The sequence below is a fragment of the Acinetobacter sp. TY1 genome, assembly GCF_048551395.1.
Lineage (GTDB): Bacteria > Pseudomonadota > Gammaproteobacteria > Pseudomonadales > Moraxellaceae > Acinetobacter.
In genome coordinates this window covers 1-19,746 of sequence record NZ_JBLYZK010000039.1, presented here as the reverse complement: position 1 = coordinate 19,746, position 19,746 = coordinate 1, and the positions used below count along the sequence as shown (strand labels likewise).

The following is a 19,746-nucleotide window of genomic DNA, read 5'->3' as shown; positions in this document are numbered from 1 at the left end:
TGTGTGTAGGCTTCTTCATTTGAAAATTATATCGCTGAAAAAGCCTTTACAGATAGGTTTGTGCAACAAAGCCTCTTTAAAGTATTAAGCTCATTACGAAATATTGGTAATTCATGATCACCAATCAATGTGAAAATTCGCTGACAAATGACAACAATACCAGCTAAGCTATAATGTGCACGCAACAAAAATAATGCTTGGATAAGTTCTTGTTCTTCTATATTTTCATGCTGCTTCATCCATTCTATGAGCTGCTTAAAATAAATATTCATAAACTGCTCCTAATACGATAGATCCATGCTTTCTTAAAGTCTGTTAAAGCTAAAGCAATTTCTGCCGTTGGTGCCACACAAACAATTTGCTGCTGATGTTTTTGATACAGCCCCTCCAGTCGAGGTAAAAATACAAAAAAGTCAGCTAAATGAAAATATGGTTGCACAGACTTGCAAAGCTCTTTTACTTTAATTTTTTCTAATGGCAAAAGCTTCTGGGCGATATAACCTGCTAAAATATTTTCGATTAAAAAAGTACCACTAACCACCGGTGGTGCCCAATCTACCAATTTTTGAACAAAGGAAATCGGTAGTTTTTTTAAAAAATGCTGTGTATGAAAAAATAAAGGCATTTCTTCTAGATCTAAATGCTTTAGTCGAAGTTCTTTTGCAACAACCATCTTATCCTGCACTTTATCCACTTTACCCCAGTGTCTTCTTTTCACACTGTCCTTTAGAGTTTTTACATCACATAAATCCCTAGCGACAGCACGCAGTAACTTACGATATGTCGCGAGCAGTAGTAGTGCTTGATTTTTAATTTCTTCTGAAAACCTACTCTTTTCCCCATTAAGTAACATCATTTTCAAAACTAAAACAGGGCATGGTTTTTTAAACCTGCCTTCAGATATTGTTAATGCATCAATTATGCAATGGTGCAATGGTGTCATCATTTTTTCTGCACAGTTGAGTTATTTTTAGCGTTAAAATAATAGACTAACATAGTCCCAAAATAAATAGAATTAAATCAAACAAATTTAAGATTTAATAAGAAAATATTTGATTTATATAATTTATTTACTAACTTTATTTTTATATCAATTAGTTTTGGCAATGAGATGATCCGACTCTGTTGAATCCAGATAAATCAATCCATCGCAAAGCGGGCAGAAATTATGATTACCCACCAGAAAATTGTGCTTGATCAAACTCTTGGTCAAGGTTGAAAAGGCTTTGGGTTTTGATCGAGATGCAGGACTGATCGAATCGACGTATTCAACAATATGGTTGACCACAGCAGGATCATATTTCCTCAGAAAGCTTCCGACATAAAACTCGTTAAAGTTAATGTACTTAAAGGCTTTAGACATCGACAAGATAGTAGGAAATAGCTTTAGCTGTGCAAATGTAGAGCCTGTAAATTGTTTTGACTCTTGATTAATCCTAAAAATATCTATGCTTTGATCAATAATTTAGCTGTTAATCACTAGGTTCCAGTTCACTTATTTTCAGACAGTAACCAATCGAGAGCATTCATTTTTACAATACCATTATAATTGGCTTCAGTACCTATAGTATCTAAGGTCAATAAATACTTGGGATACGAGTCAGAAACTTTCTGCAATGGGCGTAACTCTCGGGCTAATGTTTCTTCATTCAGTGTTTCTAACGCGACTTGGTAATAAGTTAAATTCTGTAACGTATCAACAGCAACAAAATCAATTTCATATTCATCAAGTCGCCCAACATAAACAGTATAGCCTCGTCTGACGAGCTCAAGATAAATCACATTTTCTAAAATATGGCCTTGATCAGCATTTGCATCAGGCAACATAATTCGGCGCAAGCCAACATCAACTAGATAGTATTTTTCAGAGGTTTGTAATAGCTCTCGCCCACGTACTTTAAATTGTGCTGCACTATAAAATAGTAAACTATCCTGTAAACCCTGAATATATCGTTTTACTGTTTCAAATGAGATCTTAACTCCACTTGAAACAAAGGTATTTTTAATTTTATTAATAGAAATAGGTGAGCCCGTAACACTTGCCAAATACTTTGCAACACGCTCCAAAGCGTTAATATCTGCAGTATTCAAGCGAGGAATAACATCCTTAAACATGACACTCGCATAGACTGCTTGTAAGTAATCATAGGTTTCCTGCTGATTAGTCATTGCAAGTGTATAAGGGAAACTACTGCGAGTGTACATCGCATACAAATCACGATTGGATAATTGTTGGATGGTTGGATTATTTTCAGTATGCCATTGTTTAAACTCTTGGAATGACAGAGGTAAAACATGCTGCTCGATATAACGCCCTGTAAGTAACGTCGCTAATTCCCCACTCAAAAAGAATGCATTTGAACCTGTAATATATAGATCGATATAGTCACGAATATATAAAGAGTCGACTACTTTTTCAAAATTTTGAACATGCTGTATTTCATCTAAAAAAACATAGTTTTTTTTGTTTTTATCGACTTTCGAAAGTACATAATCGTGTAATTTACGATAATAGGTGAGTTCTTCAAATTCCATATATTCGAAATTAATAGCAATGATATTTTCATCTTGTACACCTTGCTCTTTTAGATCTTGTTGGAACATCACTAGTAAAGTAGATTTTCCAGAACGACGTACACCCGATAGTACTTTAATGAGATCACGGTTTTTCCATGTATTCAGAAATTTCAGGTAGCTCTCACGTCGAATATTATTCTTTATCATTGTTTACACTTAGACTCTAAACTTTTTATATATTCTATCAAAATTTAGATCACATAAGAAATATTCTTTTTTTTTAAGAAAAGTTTAAATTCTAATTGAAATATTTAAATTCCTATTATCGCAGGTGTTAGAGGTGCTATAGACAATAGATTTTCACTGGAATATTTTTTTCAAACACGATATAGAATATTACGTCTCTGTAGATACTAAGCTGTTTTTTAAAAAATCAGAGATGGTCACATCTAAAACTATCAGCCAATCACACAGTCCAGCACCATCCATCTTCCAACACAGCAAGAATCTTGTGAAACGAAAGACCAGCTGCAAATCGAACTGGAACGTGTAGAAAACAGTATTGTTCAACTCAATCACGAAATCAGTATTTACCAACGCTATGCCGATCAATTCCCACGGCTGTCGAACGCTCTTCATTCCTGCATGAATCACAGCCAAAATAATTTAGAACTACTCGAATGTGAAACGTAAGAGTCTATATGTACATATGGTTCATTTGTGGCAAACGAGAACCTCAACTAAAACGATCTCGTGTCCTTTAGAATGTTTGCGTAGCAGTCATGCTTATAGTGTGACTTTTGATAATGGTAAGGAGTTTTCAGAGCATAGTAGGATAACAGATGCATGCATAGACACTTACTTTGCGGATCCATAAAAGTCTAATCAACGCGCTAAAAATGAAAATACGAATGAATATTTACCAAAATCCTTATCGTTTGATGATGTATCAAAAGAGCGAATAGAATAGATAGAGTTTGGTCTAAATAATCGTCCTAGAAAGATACTATGTTGGTATACACTCAGTGAAGTGATTGCTGGTTTTTATAGTGTTGCACTTGTTGCTTCAATTCGTCTTATTTAAAATTTTATTAAAAAAATTAAATTAAAGGTTTATAAGTATTTATATATGTTTATATATGTTTAATAAAGTTTATGAGGATATTTTTATATTTAAATTCAAGTGGTTATTCATTAATAACCATACGTTTTGTCCGTTCAACCATACGTTTTGTCCGTTCAACCATACGTTTTGTCCGTTCAACCATACGTTTTGTCCGATAACCATACGTTTTGTCTCAATTTATCCACAAAATTATCAATAGTAAAAATTCTCTTAAAGTGAATATACAAATATTCATTGCAGTTAGCACAATAAAAACTATAACCATGAATTTTTTCTATTCCAAATAAATGATGATGTTTTAAGCACTATCAATACGTTTTGTCCGATGTACATGCTTTTTTATTGAAGATTGGTTTTTCTTTCTATTGATATATTGGATTATTTTACTTATTTTTTTTATTGTAATGACATTAAAAGCATTTAATAGCAATGCTTTTGAGCTTATTTGAATTTTATTTTTGATATAACCATACGTTTTGTCCTGTTCTCATTATTTATTAGATTATATGAAATGACCATACGTTTTGTCCGTTGTTGATAATTTTATTAAATATCTGTGAATAACCATACGTTTTGTCCGTAAGCTAAAAGATATATTTTTATTGATCTGTTTGCTTTCATTGTTGATTTCAATACAAAATGTTATTAATGTATGGTTATAAAATTGTAACCACGGAGTTTGGTTTGAAAAGTACAGAATTAATAAAGCCTTCTTCTCGTCGTGTTCAATACACTGATTTAGTGGCTACACGTAATGATATGACCACTGCAAATTACAGTTATGAAGCTAATGAAGAAAAGCTAGTGTACTGTGCTATGGTTGCTGTGCGCAAAAATGAACTAAATAAAAATATGCGCTTTGATCCAGATGAGTTAATTACGATTAGTGCAGCTAATTTTGGTGAATTGATTTCAGAAAAAGATTTAGATAAAGATGTTGTCACAGCAAGTGAGCTATATGAAATTCATCGGTATGGTGAAAAGGCCTTGCAGCGTGTTTATGATAGTTATAAGCCTAAGGTAATGTTGATCAAGAAAAAAGATGATCCTACACCAATTAAGGTACCAATGATTATTTATTGTCATTATAGTAAAGAAACTAAATGCATGCAGATTCGTTTTGCTAGAGAATTTTATAATTACTTCTATAACTTAATTAATCCGACAGGTATGACGCATTCATTTAGTACACACCAAATTCGCTATGTTATGCGGATGCGTTCTAATTATGCCATGCGGATTTATAGGATTCTCAATTCTGAATTATGGAAAGCTGAGTCATTAGGTATTCAGCAAATTCATGATATAAGTTTGGAAAGATTGCGTTTTGCTTTAGATATTGAAGATAAATATAAACTAATCGATAACTTAAAAAGCCGTGTTTTGAATGTTGCTAAAACACAAATTAATAAGTTAAGTAATCTTGAAATTGATTATGAAACGATTAAAAATGGAAAATTTGTTGTAGGTATACGTTTTACTTACAAAATGAAGGAAGAGCATAGAAATCTAATTTTTCAACGTATTATTGATCGATTAAAAGAAAAACATCTTAAAAATGCAATTCCATATAGTGATGATGGATCACACTTTAAAGATAAAGAACGCGTTAAATATATTAAACCAGTCACTAAGTTGAGCTCTAAGCAAATCACAGTTTTAGTGAATTGTGATGTTTTCTTAAACGATTATGGTTGTTTTTTAGGTGATTTGGATACGATTACAGCTAAAAAAACGATGCGTAGCTTATTAACAAATAAGTTAGATATATTGAATGATCATAAACTTATTGATCTGGATTACTATTTTTGGATACAAGCAAAACGCAATATGAATATCTTTAAAAAAGATGCGTCTGAAGATAATATGGCAGAGCATGAAGATAAAAATATTGCAGATTCTGATATGGATGAAATTTTAGATCCTGCAGAAGATCAACTACCTTTCTGATGATAACCTTTCTTATGTATCATTTTTTAATCTTATATATATGGTAAATGGTAGTATCCAATATCAATCTATAACATATTGGATACTCAATTATAAATTTCCACTGTGGAAATTTATAATTTTTTATACCTTATCGTCTAAATCAGCAAGAAAAGCTTCTAGTTTTTCAATTTTTTCTTGATTAAATTCAGCATTTAAACTAGTACGAATATTTACGACTGTCTTCCCATTGAGATTTTTTTCAATCTTAATTGAGCCAAATTTAAGACCATTTTTATCTTTTAGTACCATTTTATTAATTTTAGACGTATTTGTGATATTTTGTTCTTGCTTTTTAGCTATCTCTTGTACAGTTAATGCTTTTTCTATTTCGTAAATGAATTTTTTTGATGGACGATTAGTTTCTGTAAATTCATTTAGATATTTTTTCCATATATTAAATGTGGCAGATTCAACCAATTGATGATTAAATTTTAAAACGAGTTTATTTAATTCGGTTAACAATTGTTGTGCAGTTGCACCTGAAATAGCTTTTGGATTTATTTTTAGATCTTCTTTTATATAATCTGGAAGTTTATAAAAGCTCATTAATCTAAAGTATTTAGATTGATCTAGTTGATATTTTTGAGTGATAAATTCTACATTTTGTATAGAGTATCCAAACTCATTACAATGTTTTTGTATGGCGTTGACTAATTCAAAATCACTAAGATCCGATCGATGTAAGTTATCAATCAATGAAATTAAAGCTGTTTTTTCCTTGGATTTATCATCTCGAATAATTGCACGAATCGTCTTATGCTTTAATATATCTCTAACAGCTCTAAACCTTTTTTCTCCACCGACGAGCTCATATCTTTCCTCTTTTTTTATAACAACAATAGGGTAAATTTGTCCATTCGTTGCAATACTCGTGGCAAGAATTTCAACTTCCTGTAAAACTTTATCTGTAATAATACGAGGTTGATGCTCTGAGAAGTCAATAAGTTCTATAGGTACATCAACAATATTATTTTCAATTGATGATATTAATGATACTTTTCCTGTTCCTGCTGCATTAATAAATGCCTGCTCCATTTCAAGAGAATCATTAAAATCGACAATTAATGGTTTTTTTGCCATTACAGGATCTCCACCAAAAATTCATTTAATTCATCTTTTGCTTTGCTGCTACCCATTTCTAATACTGATTTTCCTTCGATCATCGCATCGCGAAATTGTTTGCGATCACGCAAAATTGTATTTAGTGTTTTAACAGACTTGACTTGCTGTAATAGCTCTAAAGCAGCATCAATTTCTGTAGATTTATTATTAGTTGGGGCTTTATTTAACACCACAAATGTTTTTAAATTTTTATTCACTTGTTTTGCTGTATTTACTAATCTTAGAACAAAAGGTAGTACTTCAATATCTGTTTGACTAGGTTGTGTTGGAATAATAAGAACATCTGCTGTTAATAATGCTGAACGAAATTCAGCTGAATCACGCCCTGCAACATCCAATACAATATATTTATTATTTTGTTTTAATTGTTGTAATTCTTCTTTTAAATTATCTTTAAGAGCAATGGTTGTAATAGAATCTTGTAGTCTACGTTTACTCCATTTTATAGAGGATTGTTGATCATCTCCATCTACAAGAGTCGTCTTGCCTTTTTTACTCAGAGCAACAGCTAAGTTGGTTGATAGCGTTGTCTTTCCAACACCACCTTTTTGATTTGCGATTACGTATATTGTCATGGGTAATATATATAAAAATTAAATTTATATTAGCATAATAAAAAAATAAAAAAAATATTTTTAAATTTCCACTGTGGAAATTTAAAAAATCAAATTATCTATAAGCCTAGTTATTATCTTTTTCGGATTCAATAGGCTTTGTTGCATAAAGAATTTAAAAGTAAAGCTTCCCCAAATCACTCAAATTTAAGTGACAACTTGGGTATGAGGTCGACCTAATTCTGTAAATTTATTGAGAACTGCCAGACGTGCATGAATCTCATCATTTTTGATGGCACCTGCTTCTTTTATTGAAAGGATAAGATGATCAAATAGGTTGTTATCCATGGAATTGCTCTTTCACATTATTGATGCAGGATCGAATTTTTTATTGGGCTGAAAGAATTCCGCCTAAAACTCAACGCCTAAATCGACTAAAGACGGATTGCATATTTTCCCACTGTGGAACAGCATGCCCATCAGAGTGAAACAAAAAAATGAGATTTTATCTCCAAACCCTTTATTATTTTTAAGATCGTATATGATTTTAGAAATTTGAAAGAAACTCAAACTTTAAAATATTCGAATCATGGGGATACAATATGAAAATCAAGTTAATCACGCTGACATTAGCACTATCCGCAGCATCACTGGCAAACGCACATAATCATGAACAGTTAATCAGTAATGATTAACTGTTTAGTCCAGAAATCACCTCTAAAATCACTGAGCACAAACCTGTTTCATTAGATTTTATTGCTAGTGCAATTAGCACCCCAACTCAGGCGGTATTAAAAGAAAATTTAGGTGAGACTAAAAACGTCGTAGTGATTAGCGATGCGGAAACCTGGTATTACGGTGTTCAAATCACCGATCAGGCAAATCAAAAATGTTCTGTCTCTTTTATTTTCGACCGTGAAAATGGCAAGTTAAGTACATCGGCAGATCTGGTCAGCTTCCATCCAGTAGAATGTGAATTAGCCGTTGCCCAAAAATTAGAAAAGAAAAATAACTAACTCCAAACCAGACATTAAAAAGCCCGCAAATGCAGGCTTTTTAATTCGTCCAAATTTTCCATATATCACCCTGCCAGAATCCGGTTTAATGACAATTAAATAGAATATTTGAACTCTTATTGGCACTGTTGCAAATAACCACGAATGGTAAGCTGAAGACTGTTTTAGCTAAAGGTGCAGCATGTGAATCCTTTCCATGGTCGGCATTTTCAGGGCGAAATCATTCTTTGGGCTGTGCGCTGGTATTGTAAATATGGCATTAGCTATGATCATCTCTTAATGCATGGCGTTTAGTCATAAAAGTATAATGGGGACAAGACGGTTTTCCTCAAATTAATTGATGACACGCCCTAGGTTAAATACTCTCTATCCTTAATACTAATCAAAAATAGTTTTAGGATAAGTTTTTTCAATGAAAATTATATTGCATAAGATTAAAAAATATTTTCTAAAAAAATAGCCTATATTTTTAGCCCTTAAATGAATAATGATTTTTTTGTAACTATAGAGCATACCCTAAAGTAACAATTTAAAAGTTCGTAAAACCATGTACCATTTAAATGATTTTTAATCATAAGTAACATGTAACTTTGATATTAAAGATTTATAATTTACAAAATTGTTCATTTTTATCCAATTGGGGCGAGAAAGAGTGAAAGGCCAAAAAGTAGGTTATGTGCGAGTGAGTTCGGTCGAGCAAAATACTGGGCGTCAACTTGAGGGGATTGAAGTCGACCGGATTTTTGTTGACCGTGCTTCGGGTAAAAATACCGACCGACCGAAATTTCAAGAAATGTTGAACTATGTCCGGGAAGGGGACAGGGTGATAGTACATTCCATGGATCGTTTTGCGCGAAGCTTAAAAGATTTGGTCACTGAAGTAGATAAACTGGTCAAACGAGGGATTTCCATCCAGTTTGTAAAAGAAAATATTACTTTCACTGCTCAATCTACCCCGATGGATAATTTAATGCTGCAACTGATGGGGGCCTTTGCACAATTTGAACGTGAAATCATTCTGGAACGGCAAAAGGAAGGAATAAAACTAGCCTCTGCTCAAGGGAAATATAAAGGTCGTGTTCATAAACTTAATCCTGAGCAGGCTGCGTCTTTACAACAAGCCTGGAAAGAAGGAAAGTATTCATCCAAAGTTGATCTTGCTAAAGCATTTGGTATCAGTCGACAGGCTGTTTATCGATATTTAAAACAGATTGATGAGTCACTCACTATAAATCGAGATGACTAACATTTAGAAACCTGATTAAAGTTGAATTTTGATGATAAAATGATCTCCACGTAACTGTCTTGTCACCATAAATATATGTGTGATAATTCATGCATTATTTAAGTCTTAGAGAAAATATGGATACTATGAAATTTATTCGAAACCTATGTTTGTCTCTGTTGTTGTGTTTTTCGAGTTTATCGATGGCAGTAGCAGAAATGACAAAAGATCCGTTATTTGTATTGCTCACCAGTAATGATGCGCATCGGACAAAGATGGCTATCGGTATGAGCAATAATCAATTCCAAAAGGGTCATCCCTTAACGGTATATTTAGTCGATCAAGGGGTTATGCTTGCTTCTAGCCGATTCGAACATAGATATGCAGAGCATCAGACCATGCTGAAAAATATTATGGCGAATGGTGGGCAAGTCTTTATCTGTAAAATGTGTATGGATCAATATGGTGTTAAAGATGGTGATCTCATCAAAGGCTTAAAATATGCGAATCCTGATGCTATGGGAGAGGCAATCTTTAAACCTGGCACAAAAACCTTATCTTGGTGATTTAATCCAATTTTAGGGATGAATGCCTCATAAAAAGCACTCAATCTAAGTGACATTATTTGTACAGTTTTTTCAATTACAACCATAAAAATTTCAGGGCTGTTTCTATCTGAAGAATCCTTTTCTTCTTGGGGATTAGTTGATCCTGATCTTAAAGGGCACTGTTGCAAATAGGCTGACATGATAAGCTAAATATCTTATTTATTTCGAGATACAGCAGATGAATCCCATCCACATTTATTATGGATAAAATTTAGGCTGTTTTGTAAGCTTTGGCTTACATCAATTCCGGTGCTTTGCTGCTATTCGGAATAGTAGAATTTTCGGTGGTGTTTCAAAAAGTATGCTGAAAAAAACAATATGACTTTTGATAAATTGGTCGAAACCAAGATGTATTGCATCAAATTATTAGAAGATAAATTAACGGCAAGGTACTTTCATCGTCAGGTGAATGAGATTCATGCTTCTTGTCTTGAATAAATTCATTGAACTAGGTCGCCCTCATACCCAAGTTGTATCTTAAATTTGGATCTTTTAGGGTATCTATCTTTTAAACCTTTGTGCAACAAAGCCAGCTAGAGTGAAAAAGAGGCTTAAGCAGCACAGTATAATTGATGCAAGGTTTGCATAAGCGTAAGAACTTTAGGATCAGCAACCTGATAGAAAATCTGTTTACCTTCACGACGGGTACTCACCATATTGCTTTTACGCAGTACAGCCAGTTGTTGCGATAGGGTGGGTTGATGAATATCAGTGCCATCCTCAATTTGTTGCACATTGAGTTCACCATCCACTAAAACACAGAGAATTTTTAGACGGTCAGGATTGGACAAGACTTTTAAACAGCCAGTCACTCGGTCTGCTTCTGAAAAATCAATTTTAGCCTGACTAACTACAGTATTCATTACAATATCCTTCAATCCGATATATTGAAAATTAGTTACAGAATAATATCACAAGGGACTTGATTAATATTTAGTATTATATATTATAAAAAAATATATTGTAAAGAAGTAAACTCGCTATGCATGACTTTCTGATTGCTTTTCTAGGCGGCTTGATGCTCGGCATTTCGGTCGTAGGTTATCTTTATGTGCATGGTCGCATTGCAGGCATCAGTGGTTTGATCGGACAAGTGCTGAATCCTCAGACCATCTTTAAAACCCCTGCGATCTGGTTTTTATTGGGTCTAATGATCACGCCATTTATTTATGGTCTGTTTATACAGCCTGAAATTGAACTGAATGCAAGCCCACTCATGATGATTATTGCAGGTTTGCTGGTTGGTTTTGGTACTCGCTTAGGTTCGGGTTGTACCAGTGGTCATGGGATCTGCGGAATGAGCCGCTTATCAAAACGCTCTATTTTCGCAACTATCACCTTCATGTTTGCAGGTTTTGTTACTGTTTATCTTGTTCGTCACGTAACCGGAGCATTTTAAAATGAAAAATATTCTAGCTTTTATTTTTGGTGCTCTTTTTTCTGTTGGACTGATGGTTTCAGGTATGTCGAATCCTGAAAAAGTGCTGGATTTCCTGGATCTGTTTGGTGATTGGGATGCCAGTCTGGCTTTTGTCATGATGGGTGCAATTGCTGTGGCATTCATTCCATTTCAAAAGGCCATGCGTTCTGAAGCACCGAAAACCGTATTTAACGAACCTATTGTATTGCCAACCAGTCAAAAACTTGACCCACGCTTAATCATTGGCAGCCTCTTATTTGGTATCGGTTGGGGGATTGCTGGGGTATGTCCCGCACCAAGTTTCACATTGATTGGCCTAGGGCATTACCAAGTCTTCTATTTTATTATCGCGATGTTTATTGGCGTATTGTTGCACCGTAAATGGGCTGGAGAATAACCATGGCAAAACACCCACTGGTACAGAATTTTTTTGACGAGGCAACCAATACATTCAGTTACGTGGTATCCGATCCAGTCACAAAGCGCTGTGCAATTATTGACAGTGTGCTGGATTATGATGCGGCATCTGCAAGCACTTCAACCACACAGGCAGACCGTATCATTGCCTATATCAAAGAGCAAGGTTTAACTGTCGAATGGATTCTGGAAACCCATGTTCATGCAGATCATCTGACTGCAGCCCAATATCTGAAACAGAAACTGGGTGGAAAAATTGCAATCAGCCAGAAAATCGCTGTGGTACAGGAAACCTTTGCTGCAATTTATCACTTGGATATCAAGCAGGTGAATGCCAATCAGCCATTCGATCATTTATTTGAAGATGGTGAACATTTCAAAATCGGTGAGCTGGATGTTTATAACATCCCAACACCGGGGCATACGCCGGCTTGCCTGAGCTATGTGGTTGAAGATGCAGTCTTTGTTGGTGATACGCTGTTTATGCCAGATTATGGGACAGCACGCTGTGATTTTCCGCGTGGCAGTGCAGAAGTACTTTTTGATTCAGTACAAAGTCTGTATCAGTTACCGGAAGATACCCGAGTCTTTTTATGTCATGACTATTTACCTGAAACACGTGAGTCATATGTATGTGAAACTGATATCCAGACTCAGAAAACACAGAATATTCATATTCACGAGGGAGTCAGTAAAACTGAATTTGCTCAGATGCGAAATCAGCGGGACTTAGGACTCAGTATGCCGAAGCTGATTCTGCCCTCGATTCAGATCAATATGAAAGCAGGACAGTTTCCTGAGCCAGAAGAGAACGGGGTTTCTTACCTCAAGCTACCTCTTAACTACTTCAAATAAGCTTAGGTGGTGATTAAACAAAAAGTTTAACTTTTATTTAATCACTTTTATGTATAAGGGAGAGGGGCGATGTGGGCATTAATACTTGAAGGGCTGGTCATCGGAGGGCTGTTGGGTTTAACCGGTGCTGGTGGCGGCATCCTGGCTGTACCGGCACTGATGGCAAGTCAGGGTTGGACGGTGGCTCAGGCTGCGCCTGTGGGATTGCTTGCAGTCACGCTGTCAGCCTTGGTCGGAACGTTCGAGGGTTTATTCAAGCGCATAGTGCGATATCGCGCCGCACTCTGGATCGCTCTTATCAGTATTCCTTCAGCACGTTACGGGGTGCAGCTGGCTGATATTGTTTCTCCGGTCTGGCTAACCTTGGCTTTTAGTCTGGTTATGCTGATCGTGGCTTACCGGATATTCTTTAACAAAGTGAATGACTATGAGAATCCACCATGTAAAGTCAATCAAACAACCGGCCGTCTGATCTGGAATGTAAAAACTGCCTCCTTCCTTGCTGGTATTGGTGTAGTGGCAGGTTTATTAACGGGTCTGCTTGGCGTTGGGGGTGGTTTTGTCATTGTTCCAGCCCTGCGTAAATTCACCGATCTCGATATGCGCAGCATAGTGGCGACCTCCCTCATGATTATTTTCCTGATTGGTGGGGTCAGTATTTCTGCACACGTACTGGATGGCTTTCAATATCCTGTTTCGGTCACATTGACCTTTGTCCTGGCCTGTATTGTCGGGATGTTAATTGGACGCAGTCTGATGCATCGGATTGACAGTAACAAGGTACAGAAAATATTTGCCACAACCGTGGTTGGGGTAGCCATGTATTTAATCTATTCAGCGCTCATGGGCTAAAACAGCCGATTGAGTCCTTAGAGCCTATCCAGTATTAATTTCATTCTTTTTTAGCAATTGAAAAAATAATTTGTTAAATTTCCCCCATGAGAAAACCATATCCCAGCGACATTAGTCGAGAAGCTTTTAAAGAAATTGAACCGTTACTATTGAGCGGAAGAAAACAAACACGTCCAAGAGTCGTTGATGTCTATGAAGTGTTTTGCGCATTGCTCTATATTCTAAAAAGTGGATGCCAATGGAGTATGCTTCCTCGAGACTTCCCACCTAAAAGCACTGTGCATTATTACTTCTCGATTTGGAATAAAAAGTCTTCAGAAACTGAACCTAGCATACTTGAGCAAGCTTTAAAAAAATGTGGTTGGCGAGGCCCGTATCAGCAATGGACGGAAAGAACAAACGAGCTTTATCATCATTGATTCACAAAGTGTAAAAAACACAGATACTGCACGTGATAAAGGCTATGACGCTGGTAAAAAAGTTTCAGGCATTAAAAGACATATTATTGTTGATACTCAAGGTCTCCCGCATGGAATATTGGTTACGACAGCAGATAAAACAGATCGTCAAGGTGCGTTAGATGCCATAAATTTACATAGAGATACCTTACAAAATGTAGAGGTTGTACTTGTTGATGGCGGTTATACAGGCGAACCCTTTTCTTTGGCTGTTAATAATTTAATCAGAGCCCGAGTTGATGTTGCTAAACGAAGTGAATTACATAAATTTGCAGTCATTCCACAACGCTGGGTTGTGGAAAGATCATTTGCTTGGTTAGAAAAATGTAGAAGGCTCTGGAAAAACTGTGAAAAGCACCTAAATACGAGCCTTCAGTTCATTAATTTAGCCTTTTTAAGGCTACTTTTGCATAGAAAATATTCTGGATAGGTTCTAAAAGATTTTTTTGATCCTAAAACAAATACATTCAGTTATGTAGTTTCAGATCCAGCCACAAAACAATGTGCGATTATCGACAGTGTTCTCGATTATGACTCTGCTTCAGCAGTGACATCTACCACGCATGCCGATCAAATCATCGCGTATGTCAAAGAGCAGGGCTTACAGGTTGAGTGGATTTTGGAAACGCATGTACATGCAGATCATTTAACAGCAGCACAGTATTTAAAACAGCAACTCGGTGGAAAAACAGCGATGAGCGAACGAATTTCACTGGTACAGGACACCTTTAGCTCAATCTATAACATTGATATCAAACAATTCAATGCTTACCAGACATTTGATCATGTATTTCAGGATCACGAAGAATTTCATATTGGCAACCTGAAAGCCTATAATATTCCTACTCCTGGCCATACACCTGCATGCTTGAGTTATGTGATTGGGGATGCTGTTTTTGTGGGTGATACCTTGTTTATGCCTGATTATGGAACGGCACGATGTGATTTTCCTAAGGGCAGTGCTGCGACTTTATTTGACTCTGTACAGACCCTCTATCAGTTGCCTGAAGACACTCGTGTTTTCCTATGTCATGACTATTTACCGGAATCACGTCATGACTACATCTGTGAAACGGATATCAAAACTCAGAAACAGTTTAATATTCATATTCATATTGGCACAGAAAAAGCGGAGTTTGTTGCAATGCGCCAAAAACGTGATGCAACCTTGAGAATGCCTGAGCTGATTCTGCCATCCATTCAGATTAATATGAATGCGGGACGCTTTCCCCAACCAGAACAAAATGGCGTATCTTACTTAAAATTGCCTCTCAATTATTTCAAGTAAGCAAAGTCTTCTTCTGAACACTCTTTGTACAATAAATAACTTTCTCCTGCATCAACTGTAAGAGAAAGTTATTTTATTATCTTAAGTGTTTAATTTAATCAACTTTTTATTTATTTTTTTTTTTGCTTTTCAAAAACGAATATATATTATATATTTATAGAATGAAAAGCTGAGTAAATAAGTAGGAATTTATCTTTAAATTTCATCTTTTTATCCAGCGTATCCCTCTTATTCGATGCCAGTCGAGAGAAAACTTGCTGAAGCGAAGTGGAATCTTTATTGCATTTGCAGCCATACTTTTGCAAATTGCAGTATATTTACAGCCTCTGCTGCCGGAAAAATTTCATATTGCTCCGGTCTGTATGTCGATCACCCACAATCTTCTTTCGCCTGCTGATCATCATCATATTCACTCGGTTCATCATGAGCTGCTACAGGATTTGATGCTTCAACATTCCCACGATCACAATGAACATAACCATCAATGCCAATATTGTAAGGTCTATGGTGATTTGGTGCTGCCATTTAAGTTGGGGATTGATGAAGTTCTGGACCGGATTCAAGTCAGATTAAATTTCTATCAGACTGTTTTCCGGCATGTCTATTTCAGCTTACAGAAGCTGTATTTGCTGCCGCAGGGCAGAGCGCCTCCTTTGGCTCTTTAAGACACGATTTGTCACATCAAACAGTTGATCTGTTTGTACCACACAACATCTTAAAGAGTTTTAATCATGAAAATTAATACTTTGTTGCCTGTTAGCAGCATTATGAGTTATCTCAGCCTTAAAAAAGTAATGTGGGCATGCAAACGTGAAGGCTTACGTATTTACAATACTGTAAATATGTGGACACACTTAAATTTAAATATACATAAAACGATATTTCAGAGTGTTTTGCTGAAATCTTTTCACCCATTAATAGAAGGATAAGGTGACAACATGGACTTAGGGTTAACCGCGCTAGAACTGGCGCGTATCCAGTTTGCATTTACCGTATCGTTTCATATCATTTTTCCTGCCATTTCTATTGGTTTGGCCAGTTTTCTGGCTGTTCTGGAATGGCGTTGGCTTAAAACTAACGATCCAGTATACCGAGACTTATTTAAGTTCTGGATCAAAGTCTTTGCCCTGTCCTTTGGTATGGGCGTGGTCTCTGGCGTGGTGATGAGCTATCAGTTTGGTACCAACTGGAGTGAGTTTTCACGAATTTCCGGCAGTGTGACAGGACCATTATTAGCTTATGAGGTCTTAAGTGCTTTTTTCCTTGAAGCAGGTTTTCTTGGGATTATGCTTTTTGGCTGGGGTAGAGTAGGTCCAAAAACTCATTTTTTTGCAACACTAATGGTTGCAGTGGGTACCTGTATCTCCATGTTCTGGATTCTATCTTCGAACAGCTGGATGCAAACACCTCAAGGCTTCATTATAGAAAATGGGATTATCGTCCCGCAAGATTGGTTTGCGATTGTATTTAATCCATCCTTCCCATACCGATTAGCACATATGGCGATGGCCGCTTTCCTTGTTTCAGCCTTGTTAGTTGCAGCAACAGCTGCTTTCCATTTATTAAAAGGCCGTCGTGATGCCTTAGTGAAAAAATCATTTTCAATGGCAATGTGGATGATTCTCGCATTGGCACCATTGCAAATGTTTGTCGGAGATCTACATGGCTTGAATACCCTAGAACACCAACCGGCCAAACTGGCAGCTATGGAAGGACACTGGGAAACCAATAAAGATCATGGCATGCCACTGTATTTATTTGGTATTCCAGATATGGAAGCTGAAGAAACCAAGTATGCGATCGGAATTCCGAATCTAGGTAGCCTGATCATGACACATACCTTAGATGGTGAAGTCAAAGGCTTAAAGGAATTTGCACCTGAAGACCGTCCAAACTCGCTGGTCGTGTTCTGGAGTTTCCGAATTATGGTCGGACTTGGTGTACTGATGATTTTAATGGCGGTGCTAGGTGCATGGCTAAGAAAAACTGACAAGTTCTATGACTCGGTATGGTTGCATAGATTTGCGCTATACATGGGACCTTCAGGATTTATCGCTTTACTTGCAGGTTGGTTTACCACTGAAGTCGGTCGTCAACCATGGGTTGTTTATGGTGTATTGCGTACCAAAGATACACTTTCTCCAGTTTCAGCGGAACAGGTAGGTTTAACCCTTATTATTTTTGTGATGGTCTACTTTATTGTGTTTGGAGTCGGCATTTTCTACATGTTGAAATTGATGCGCAAAGGTCCAGAATTTATACATTCGGCACCACATAGTGAGCAGGCAGTTATACAGGCATCAAAACGTCCATTAAGTACGATTGATGATGAGAGCGATCTGGATCAAGTAAGTTCTACGCAATCTCAGGAGAATCAAAAATGATCGATTTATCATTGATTTGGATTCTAATTATTGGATTAGGTGTACTGATCTATATCGTGCTAGATGGTTTTGATCTCGGTATCGGTATTCTATTTCCCTTTATTTCCGATCGGCAGGAACGTGATGTTATGATGAATACCGTCGCGCCAGTCTGGGATGGTAATGAAACCTGGATGGTACTGGGTGGAGCAGGATTATTTGCTGCGTTTCCTTTGGTGTATTCCACTGTGTTATCGGCTCTGTATATGCCGATTATTCTGATGGTGATTGCGCTAATCTTCAGGGGAGTTGCCTTCGAATTCCGGTTTAAGGCCAATAAAACTAAACATCTCTGGGATCAAGCTTTTATTTGGGGTTCCATTCTGAGTTCATTTTTACAAGGCGTAATTTTGGGTGCCTATATTCAGGGTATTGAAACCACCAATGGGATATATACTGGCGGCGGTCTGGATTGGTTAACACCTTTTTCCCTGTTTACCGGTTTAAGTGTAGTCGTACTGTATGCAACGCTAGGATGTGGCTGGTTGATCTTTAAAACTGAAAAAATGCTGCAGAACCGCATGTTTCAATTGATGCCAAAACTGCTGATTTCATTACTGATAATTTTTGTTTGTGTCAGCATCTATACGCCTTTGGCTCATCCTCAAATTGCAGAACGCTGGTTCAGTCAACCGCAACTCTTTTATTTTAGCCCGGTACCCGTACTGGTTCTGCTGTTTACTTTCCTGGCAATCAAAGCCTGTAAGCAGCGCAAAGAGTTCCTGCCATTCATTTATACTTTGGCTTTGGTAATTCTCGCTTATAGCGGTTTTCTGATTAGTTTATGGCCTTATGTCATTCCACCATCAGTCACCATTTGGGAGGCTGCAGCACCTGCCAGTAGTCAATTGTTCGCCCTCATTGGAGCATTGATTTTAATTCCGATCATTCTTATTTATACCGGATTATCCTATTGGGTTTTCAGGGATAAAGTCCGTGTGGGTGATGAAGGTTATCATTAAGGAGGCTGAATGAAAATTTCTGAATTAAAATGGTTTATTGGCTTATGGCTAGCTGGTTTTTTAAGTTTGGCATTGGTCGCTGGATTATTTAGATTTCTGTTAAAATTGGCGTATTAAATTTTAAATATGGGTCAGTGAGGTTTTCCTTACTGACCTATTTTCTATAGAGGTTCAGTTTTTTAGACTAAAAAGTTGCTGGATCTGAATAAGTGTGATGAGAAGTTTGGACTAAAAATAAATTAGGAGTAAATGATGAAAAAATATCTTTTTTGTGTAGGCATTGAATTTAAAAAAGCATCGGATCCATCAGAATCCTATGCGTATGTGACAGCTTATTTAGGCGCAAAAAACATTGATGAAGCAATTCAACGGGTGGAAAAACAGCTGGAGCAAGAAGGAAATGAAATCCTGTTTGTCCGCGGTTGTTGGGTCGTCGATTCAGACTGTGATGATGGTTTCTGTCCAACAGATGAGAGTAGGACGCTAGCAAACAATGATTTGCTTTTTAATGACCAGATCGTGTTTGGAAAGTTACAGGAATGGTCCATTAGTAATAACTATGAATACTAATCTCCTCAGCGATACACTAGTCAGGTTTTTCTGACTGGTGCTGTGGTATTATTTTCAATTTAATATACTAATATACGCTCTTAGCACATACTAACGAAGCATCAAAAAAGTGATTCATTGAAATCAATTTGTGTATAATTTAATCTGTTCAAAAATAAAAGCATAACAGGCTAAAAGAATCTATACAAAAAAATCAGCATCAGGATTGATCAATTATAATACTTTGGTGGGCTATGAAAAATTTTGTTTTTTAAGCAAAATTAACTAGGGCGTGTCATCAATTACCTTGAGGAAAACCACCTTGTCCCCATTATACTTTTATGACTAAACGCTATGCCTTA

Annotated in this window: 19 protein-coding genes and 6 pseudogenes; 17 read left to right on the top strand and 8 right to left on the bottom strand. The window is 36.3% G+C overall.

Annotation, left to right across the window (positions count from 1 at the left end; all coding sequences use genetic code 11):
- Positions 1-74: 74 nt before the first annotated feature.
- The 4 genes and pseudogenes from ACK2M2_RS15240 to ACK2M2_RS15225 all read right to left on the bottom strand — a co-directional run.
- Positions 75-272, bottom strand: a pseudogene (locus tag ACK2M2_RS15240) (hypothetical protein); the annotation flags it as partial.
- Positions 269-946: a hypothetical protein gene (locus ACK2M2_RS15235; protein WP_419349700.1), complete on the bottom strand. Its 678-nt coding sequence runs from the start codon at positions 944-946 to the stop codon at positions 269-271. The pseudogene ACK2M2_RS15240 and the gene ACK2M2_RS15235, both read right to left, overlap by 4 nt.
- 153 nt (positions 947-1,099) lie before the next feature.
- Positions 1,100-1,372 (bottom strand): annotated as a pseudogene (locus tag ACK2M2_RS15230) (HNH endonuclease); the annotation flags it as partial.
- A gap of 119 nt (positions 1,373-1,491) precedes the next feature.
- A complete protein-coding gene (locus ACK2M2_RS15225; RefSeq protein ID WP_068912250.1) occupies positions 1,492-2,724 on the bottom strand; it encodes an ATP-binding protein in 1,233 nt (410 codons plus the stop codon).
- 475 nt (positions 2,725-3,199) lie between these two features.
- On the opposite strand from ACK2M2_RS15225, the pseudogene ACK2M2_RS15220 reads away from it, so the two are divergent.
- Positions 3,200-3,601 (top strand): annotated as a pseudogene (locus tag ACK2M2_RS15220) (IS30 family transposase); the annotation flags it as partial.
- A gap of 681 nt (positions 3,602-4,282) precedes the next feature.
- Positions 4,283-5,593, top strand: coding sequence for a replication initiation protein (locus ACK2M2_RS15215; RefSeq protein WP_068912254.1), 1,311 nt, complete (start codon positions 4,283-4,285; stop codon positions 5,591-5,593).
- Positions 5,594-5,716: 123 nt separating this feature from the next.
- Here the strand turns inward: ACK2M2_RS15215 and ACK2M2_RS15210 are convergent, their stop codons facing one another.
- From ACK2M2_RS15210 to ACK2M2_RS15200, 3 genes are all read right to left on the bottom strand, one after another.
- Entirely contained in the window at positions 5,717-6,715 is a 999-nt protein-coding gene (locus ACK2M2_RS15210) for a ParB/RepB/Spo0J family partition protein (RefSeq protein ID WP_019383598.1), read from the bottom strand.
- Positions 6,715-7,332: an AAA family ATPase gene (locus ACK2M2_RS15205; RefSeq protein ID WP_004758942.1), complete on the bottom strand. Its 618-nt coding sequence runs from the start codon at positions 7,330-7,332 to the stop codon at positions 6,715-6,717. Before ACK2M2_RS15205 ends, ACK2M2_RS15210 begins: the two co-directional genes overlap by 1 nt.
- A gap of 186 nt (positions 7,333-7,518) precedes the next feature.
- The gene (locus ACK2M2_RS15200; protein WP_019383597.1) at positions 7,519-7,659 is read right to left on the bottom strand and encodes a hypothetical protein; all 141 of its coding nucleotides are present in this window, start codon (positions 7,657-7,659) and stop codon (positions 7,519-7,521) included.
- A gap of 479 nt (positions 7,660-8,138) precedes the next feature.
- Here ACK2M2_RS15200 and ACK2M2_RS15195 point away from each other — a divergent pair, with 479 nt between their 5' ends.
- From ACK2M2_RS15195 to ACK2M2_RS15175, 5 genes and pseudogenes are all read left to right on the top strand, one after another.
- A complete protein-coding gene (locus tag ACK2M2_RS15195) occupies positions 8,139-8,327 on the top strand; it encodes a hypothetical protein (protein ID WP_409512837.1) in 189 nt (62 codons plus the stop codon).
- Between the two features lie 183 nt (positions 8,328-8,510).
- A pseudogene (locus tag ACK2M2_RS15190) lies at positions 8,511-8,603 on the top strand (IS6 family transposase); the annotation flags it as partial.
- Positions 8,604-8,979: 376 nt separating this feature from the next.
- Positions 8,980-9,573, top strand: coding sequence for a recombinase family protein (locus ACK2M2_RS15185; RefSeq protein WP_194240564.1), 594 nt, complete (start codon positions 8,980-8,982; stop codon positions 9,571-9,573).
- A gap of 182 nt (positions 9,574-9,755) precedes the next feature.
- Complete coding sequence (locus ACK2M2_RS15180) at positions 9,756-10,118, top strand: DsrE family protein (RefSeq protein WP_228720296.1); 363 nt, start codon at positions 9,756-9,758, stop codon at positions 10,116-10,118.
- Between the two features lie 375 nt (positions 10,119-10,493).
- A pseudogene (locus ACK2M2_RS15175) lies at positions 10,494-10,641 on the top strand (IS5/IS1182 family transposase); the annotation flags it as partial.
- Positions 10,642-10,711: 70 nt separating this feature from the next.
- Here the strand turns inward: ACK2M2_RS15175 and ACK2M2_RS15170 are convergent.
- Positions 10,712-11,023: an ArsR/SmtB family transcription factor gene (locus ACK2M2_RS15170; RefSeq protein WP_005404971.1), complete on the bottom strand. Its 312-nt coding sequence runs from the start codon at positions 11,021-11,023 to the stop codon at positions 10,712-10,714.
- A 119-nt stretch (positions 11,024-11,142) separates the two neighbouring features.
- Here ACK2M2_RS15170 and ACK2M2_RS15165 point away from each other — a divergent pair, with 119 nt between their 5' ends.
- From ACK2M2_RS15165 to ACK2M2_RS15120, 10 genes and pseudogenes are all read left to right on the top strand, one after another.
- Positions 11,143-11,559: a YeeE/YedE family protein gene (locus ACK2M2_RS15165; protein WP_163121988.1), complete on the top strand. Its 417-nt coding sequence runs from the start codon at positions 11,143-11,145 to the stop codon at positions 11,557-11,559.
- A 1-nt stretch (position 11,560) separates the two neighbouring features.
- Positions 11,561-11,977, top strand: a complete 417-nt coding sequence (locus ACK2M2_RS15160) for a YeeE/YedE family protein (protein WP_086200033.1) — start codon at positions 11,561-11,563, stop codon at positions 11,975-11,977.
- Positions 11,978-11,979: 2 nt separating this feature from the next.
- On the top strand, positions 11,980-12,852 hold the full coding sequence (locus tag ACK2M2_RS15155) for an MBL fold metallo-hydrolase (protein ID WP_086200034.1): 873 nt from the start codon (positions 11,980-11,982) through the stop codon (positions 12,850-12,852).
- Positions 12,853-12,921: 69 nt separating this feature from the next.
- Entirely contained in the window at positions 12,922-13,704 is a 783-nt protein-coding gene (locus tag ACK2M2_RS15150; RefSeq protein ID WP_005404967.1) for a sulfite exporter TauE/SafE family protein, read from the top strand.
- Between the two features lie 86 nt (positions 13,705-13,790).
- Positions 13,791-14,592, top strand: a protein-coding gene (locus ACK2M2_RS15145; protein ID WP_152875888.1) for an IS5 family transposase whose coding sequence is annotated in 2 segments (ribosomal slippage) — positions 13,791-14,054 and positions 14,056-14,592 — 801 coding nt in all. Because the reading frame shifts where the segments join, the coding sequence is not laid out codon by codon here.
- A pseudogene (locus ACK2M2_RS15140) lies at positions 14,593-15,450 on the top strand (MBL fold metallo-hydrolase); the annotation flags it as partial. It abuts the gene before it with no gap.
- Between the two features lie 254 nt (positions 15,451-15,704).
- Positions 15,705-16,115: a DUF2946 family protein gene (locus tag ACK2M2_RS15135; RefSeq protein ID WP_081401333.1), complete on the top strand. Its 411-nt coding sequence runs from the start codon at positions 15,705-15,707 to the stop codon at positions 16,113-16,115.
- 273 nt (positions 16,116-16,388) lie between these two features.
- Complete coding sequence (locus ACK2M2_RS15130; protein ID WP_163121994.1) at positions 16,389-17,834, top strand: cytochrome ubiquinol oxidase subunit I; 1,446 nt, start codon at positions 16,389-16,391, stop codon at positions 17,832-17,834.
- Positions 17,831-18,835: a cytochrome d ubiquinol oxidase subunit II gene (gene cydB / locus ACK2M2_RS15125; protein WP_163121996.1), complete on the top strand. Its 1,005-nt coding sequence runs from the start codon at positions 17,831-17,833 to the stop codon at positions 18,833-18,835. The genes ACK2M2_RS15130 and cydB overlap by 4 nt, the downstream gene beginning before the upstream one ends.
- A gap of 252 nt (positions 18,836-19,087) precedes the next feature.
- Positions 19,088-19,405, top strand: coding sequence for a hypothetical protein (locus ACK2M2_RS15120; protein ID WP_163121999.1), 318 nt, complete (start codon positions 19,088-19,090; stop codon positions 19,403-19,405).
- Positions 19,406-19,746: the final 341 nt, after the last annotated feature.

What these genes read in the sequence shown, in the direction of transcription:
- ACK2M2_RS15235 (WP_419349700.1), bottom strand. Translation starts at nt 946, where the DNA reads ATGATGACACCATTGCACCATTGCATAATTGATGCATTAACAATATCT.
- ACK2M2_RS15225 (WP_068912250.1), bottom strand. Translation starts at nt 2,724, where the DNA reads ATGATAAAGAATAATATTCGACGTGAGAGCTACCTGAAATTTCTGAAT.
- ACK2M2_RS15215 (WP_068912254.1), top strand. Translation starts at nt 4,283, where the DNA reads ATGTTATTAATGTATGGTTATAAAATTGTAACCACGGAGTTTGGTTTG.
- ACK2M2_RS15210 (WP_019383598.1), bottom strand. Translation starts at nt 6,715, where the DNA reads ATGGCAAAAAAACCATTAATTGTCGATTTTAATGATTCTCTTGAAATG.
- ACK2M2_RS15205 (WP_004758942.1), bottom strand. Translation starts at nt 7,332, where the DNA reads ATGACAATATACGTAATCGCAAATCAAAAAGGTGGTGTTGGAAAGACA.
- ACK2M2_RS15200 (WP_019383597.1), bottom strand. Translation starts at nt 7,659, where the DNA reads ATGGATAACAACCTATTTGATCATCTTATCCTTTCAATAAAAGAAGCA.
- ACK2M2_RS15180 (WP_228720296.1), top strand. Translation starts at nt 9,756, where the DNA reads ATGGCAGTAGCAGAAATGACAAAAGATCCGTTATTTGTATTGCTCACC.
- ACK2M2_RS15170 (WP_005404971.1), bottom strand. Translation starts at nt 11,023, where the DNA reads ATGAATACTGTAGTTAGTCAGGCTAAAATTGATTTTTCAGAAGCAGAC.
- ACK2M2_RS15165 (WP_163121988.1), top strand. Translation starts at nt 11,143, where the DNA reads ATGCATGACTTTCTGATTGCTTTTCTAGGCGGCTTGATGCTCGGCATT.
- ACK2M2_RS15160 (WP_086200033.1), top strand. Translation starts at nt 11,561, where the DNA reads ATGAAAAATATTCTAGCTTTTATTTTTGGTGCTCTTTTTTCTGTTGGA.
- ACK2M2_RS15155 (WP_086200034.1), top strand. Translation starts at nt 11,980, where the DNA reads ATGGCAAAACACCCACTGGTACAGAATTTTTTTGACGAGGCAACCAAT.
- ACK2M2_RS15150 (WP_005404967.1), top strand. Translation starts at nt 12,922, where the DNA reads ATGTGGGCATTAATACTTGAAGGGCTGGTCATCGGAGGGCTGTTGGGT.
- ACK2M2_RS15130 (WP_163121994.1), top strand. Translation starts at nt 16,389, where the DNA reads ATGGACTTAGGGTTAACCGCGCTAGAACTGGCGCGTATCCAGTTTGCA.
- cydB (WP_163121996.1), top strand. Translation starts at nt 17,831, where the DNA reads ATGATCGATTTATCATTGATTTGGATTCTAATTATTGGATTAGGTGTA.
- ACK2M2_RS15120 (WP_163121999.1), top strand. Translation starts at nt 19,088, where the DNA reads ATGAAAAAATATCTTTTTTGTGTAGGCATTGAATTTAAAAAAGCATCG.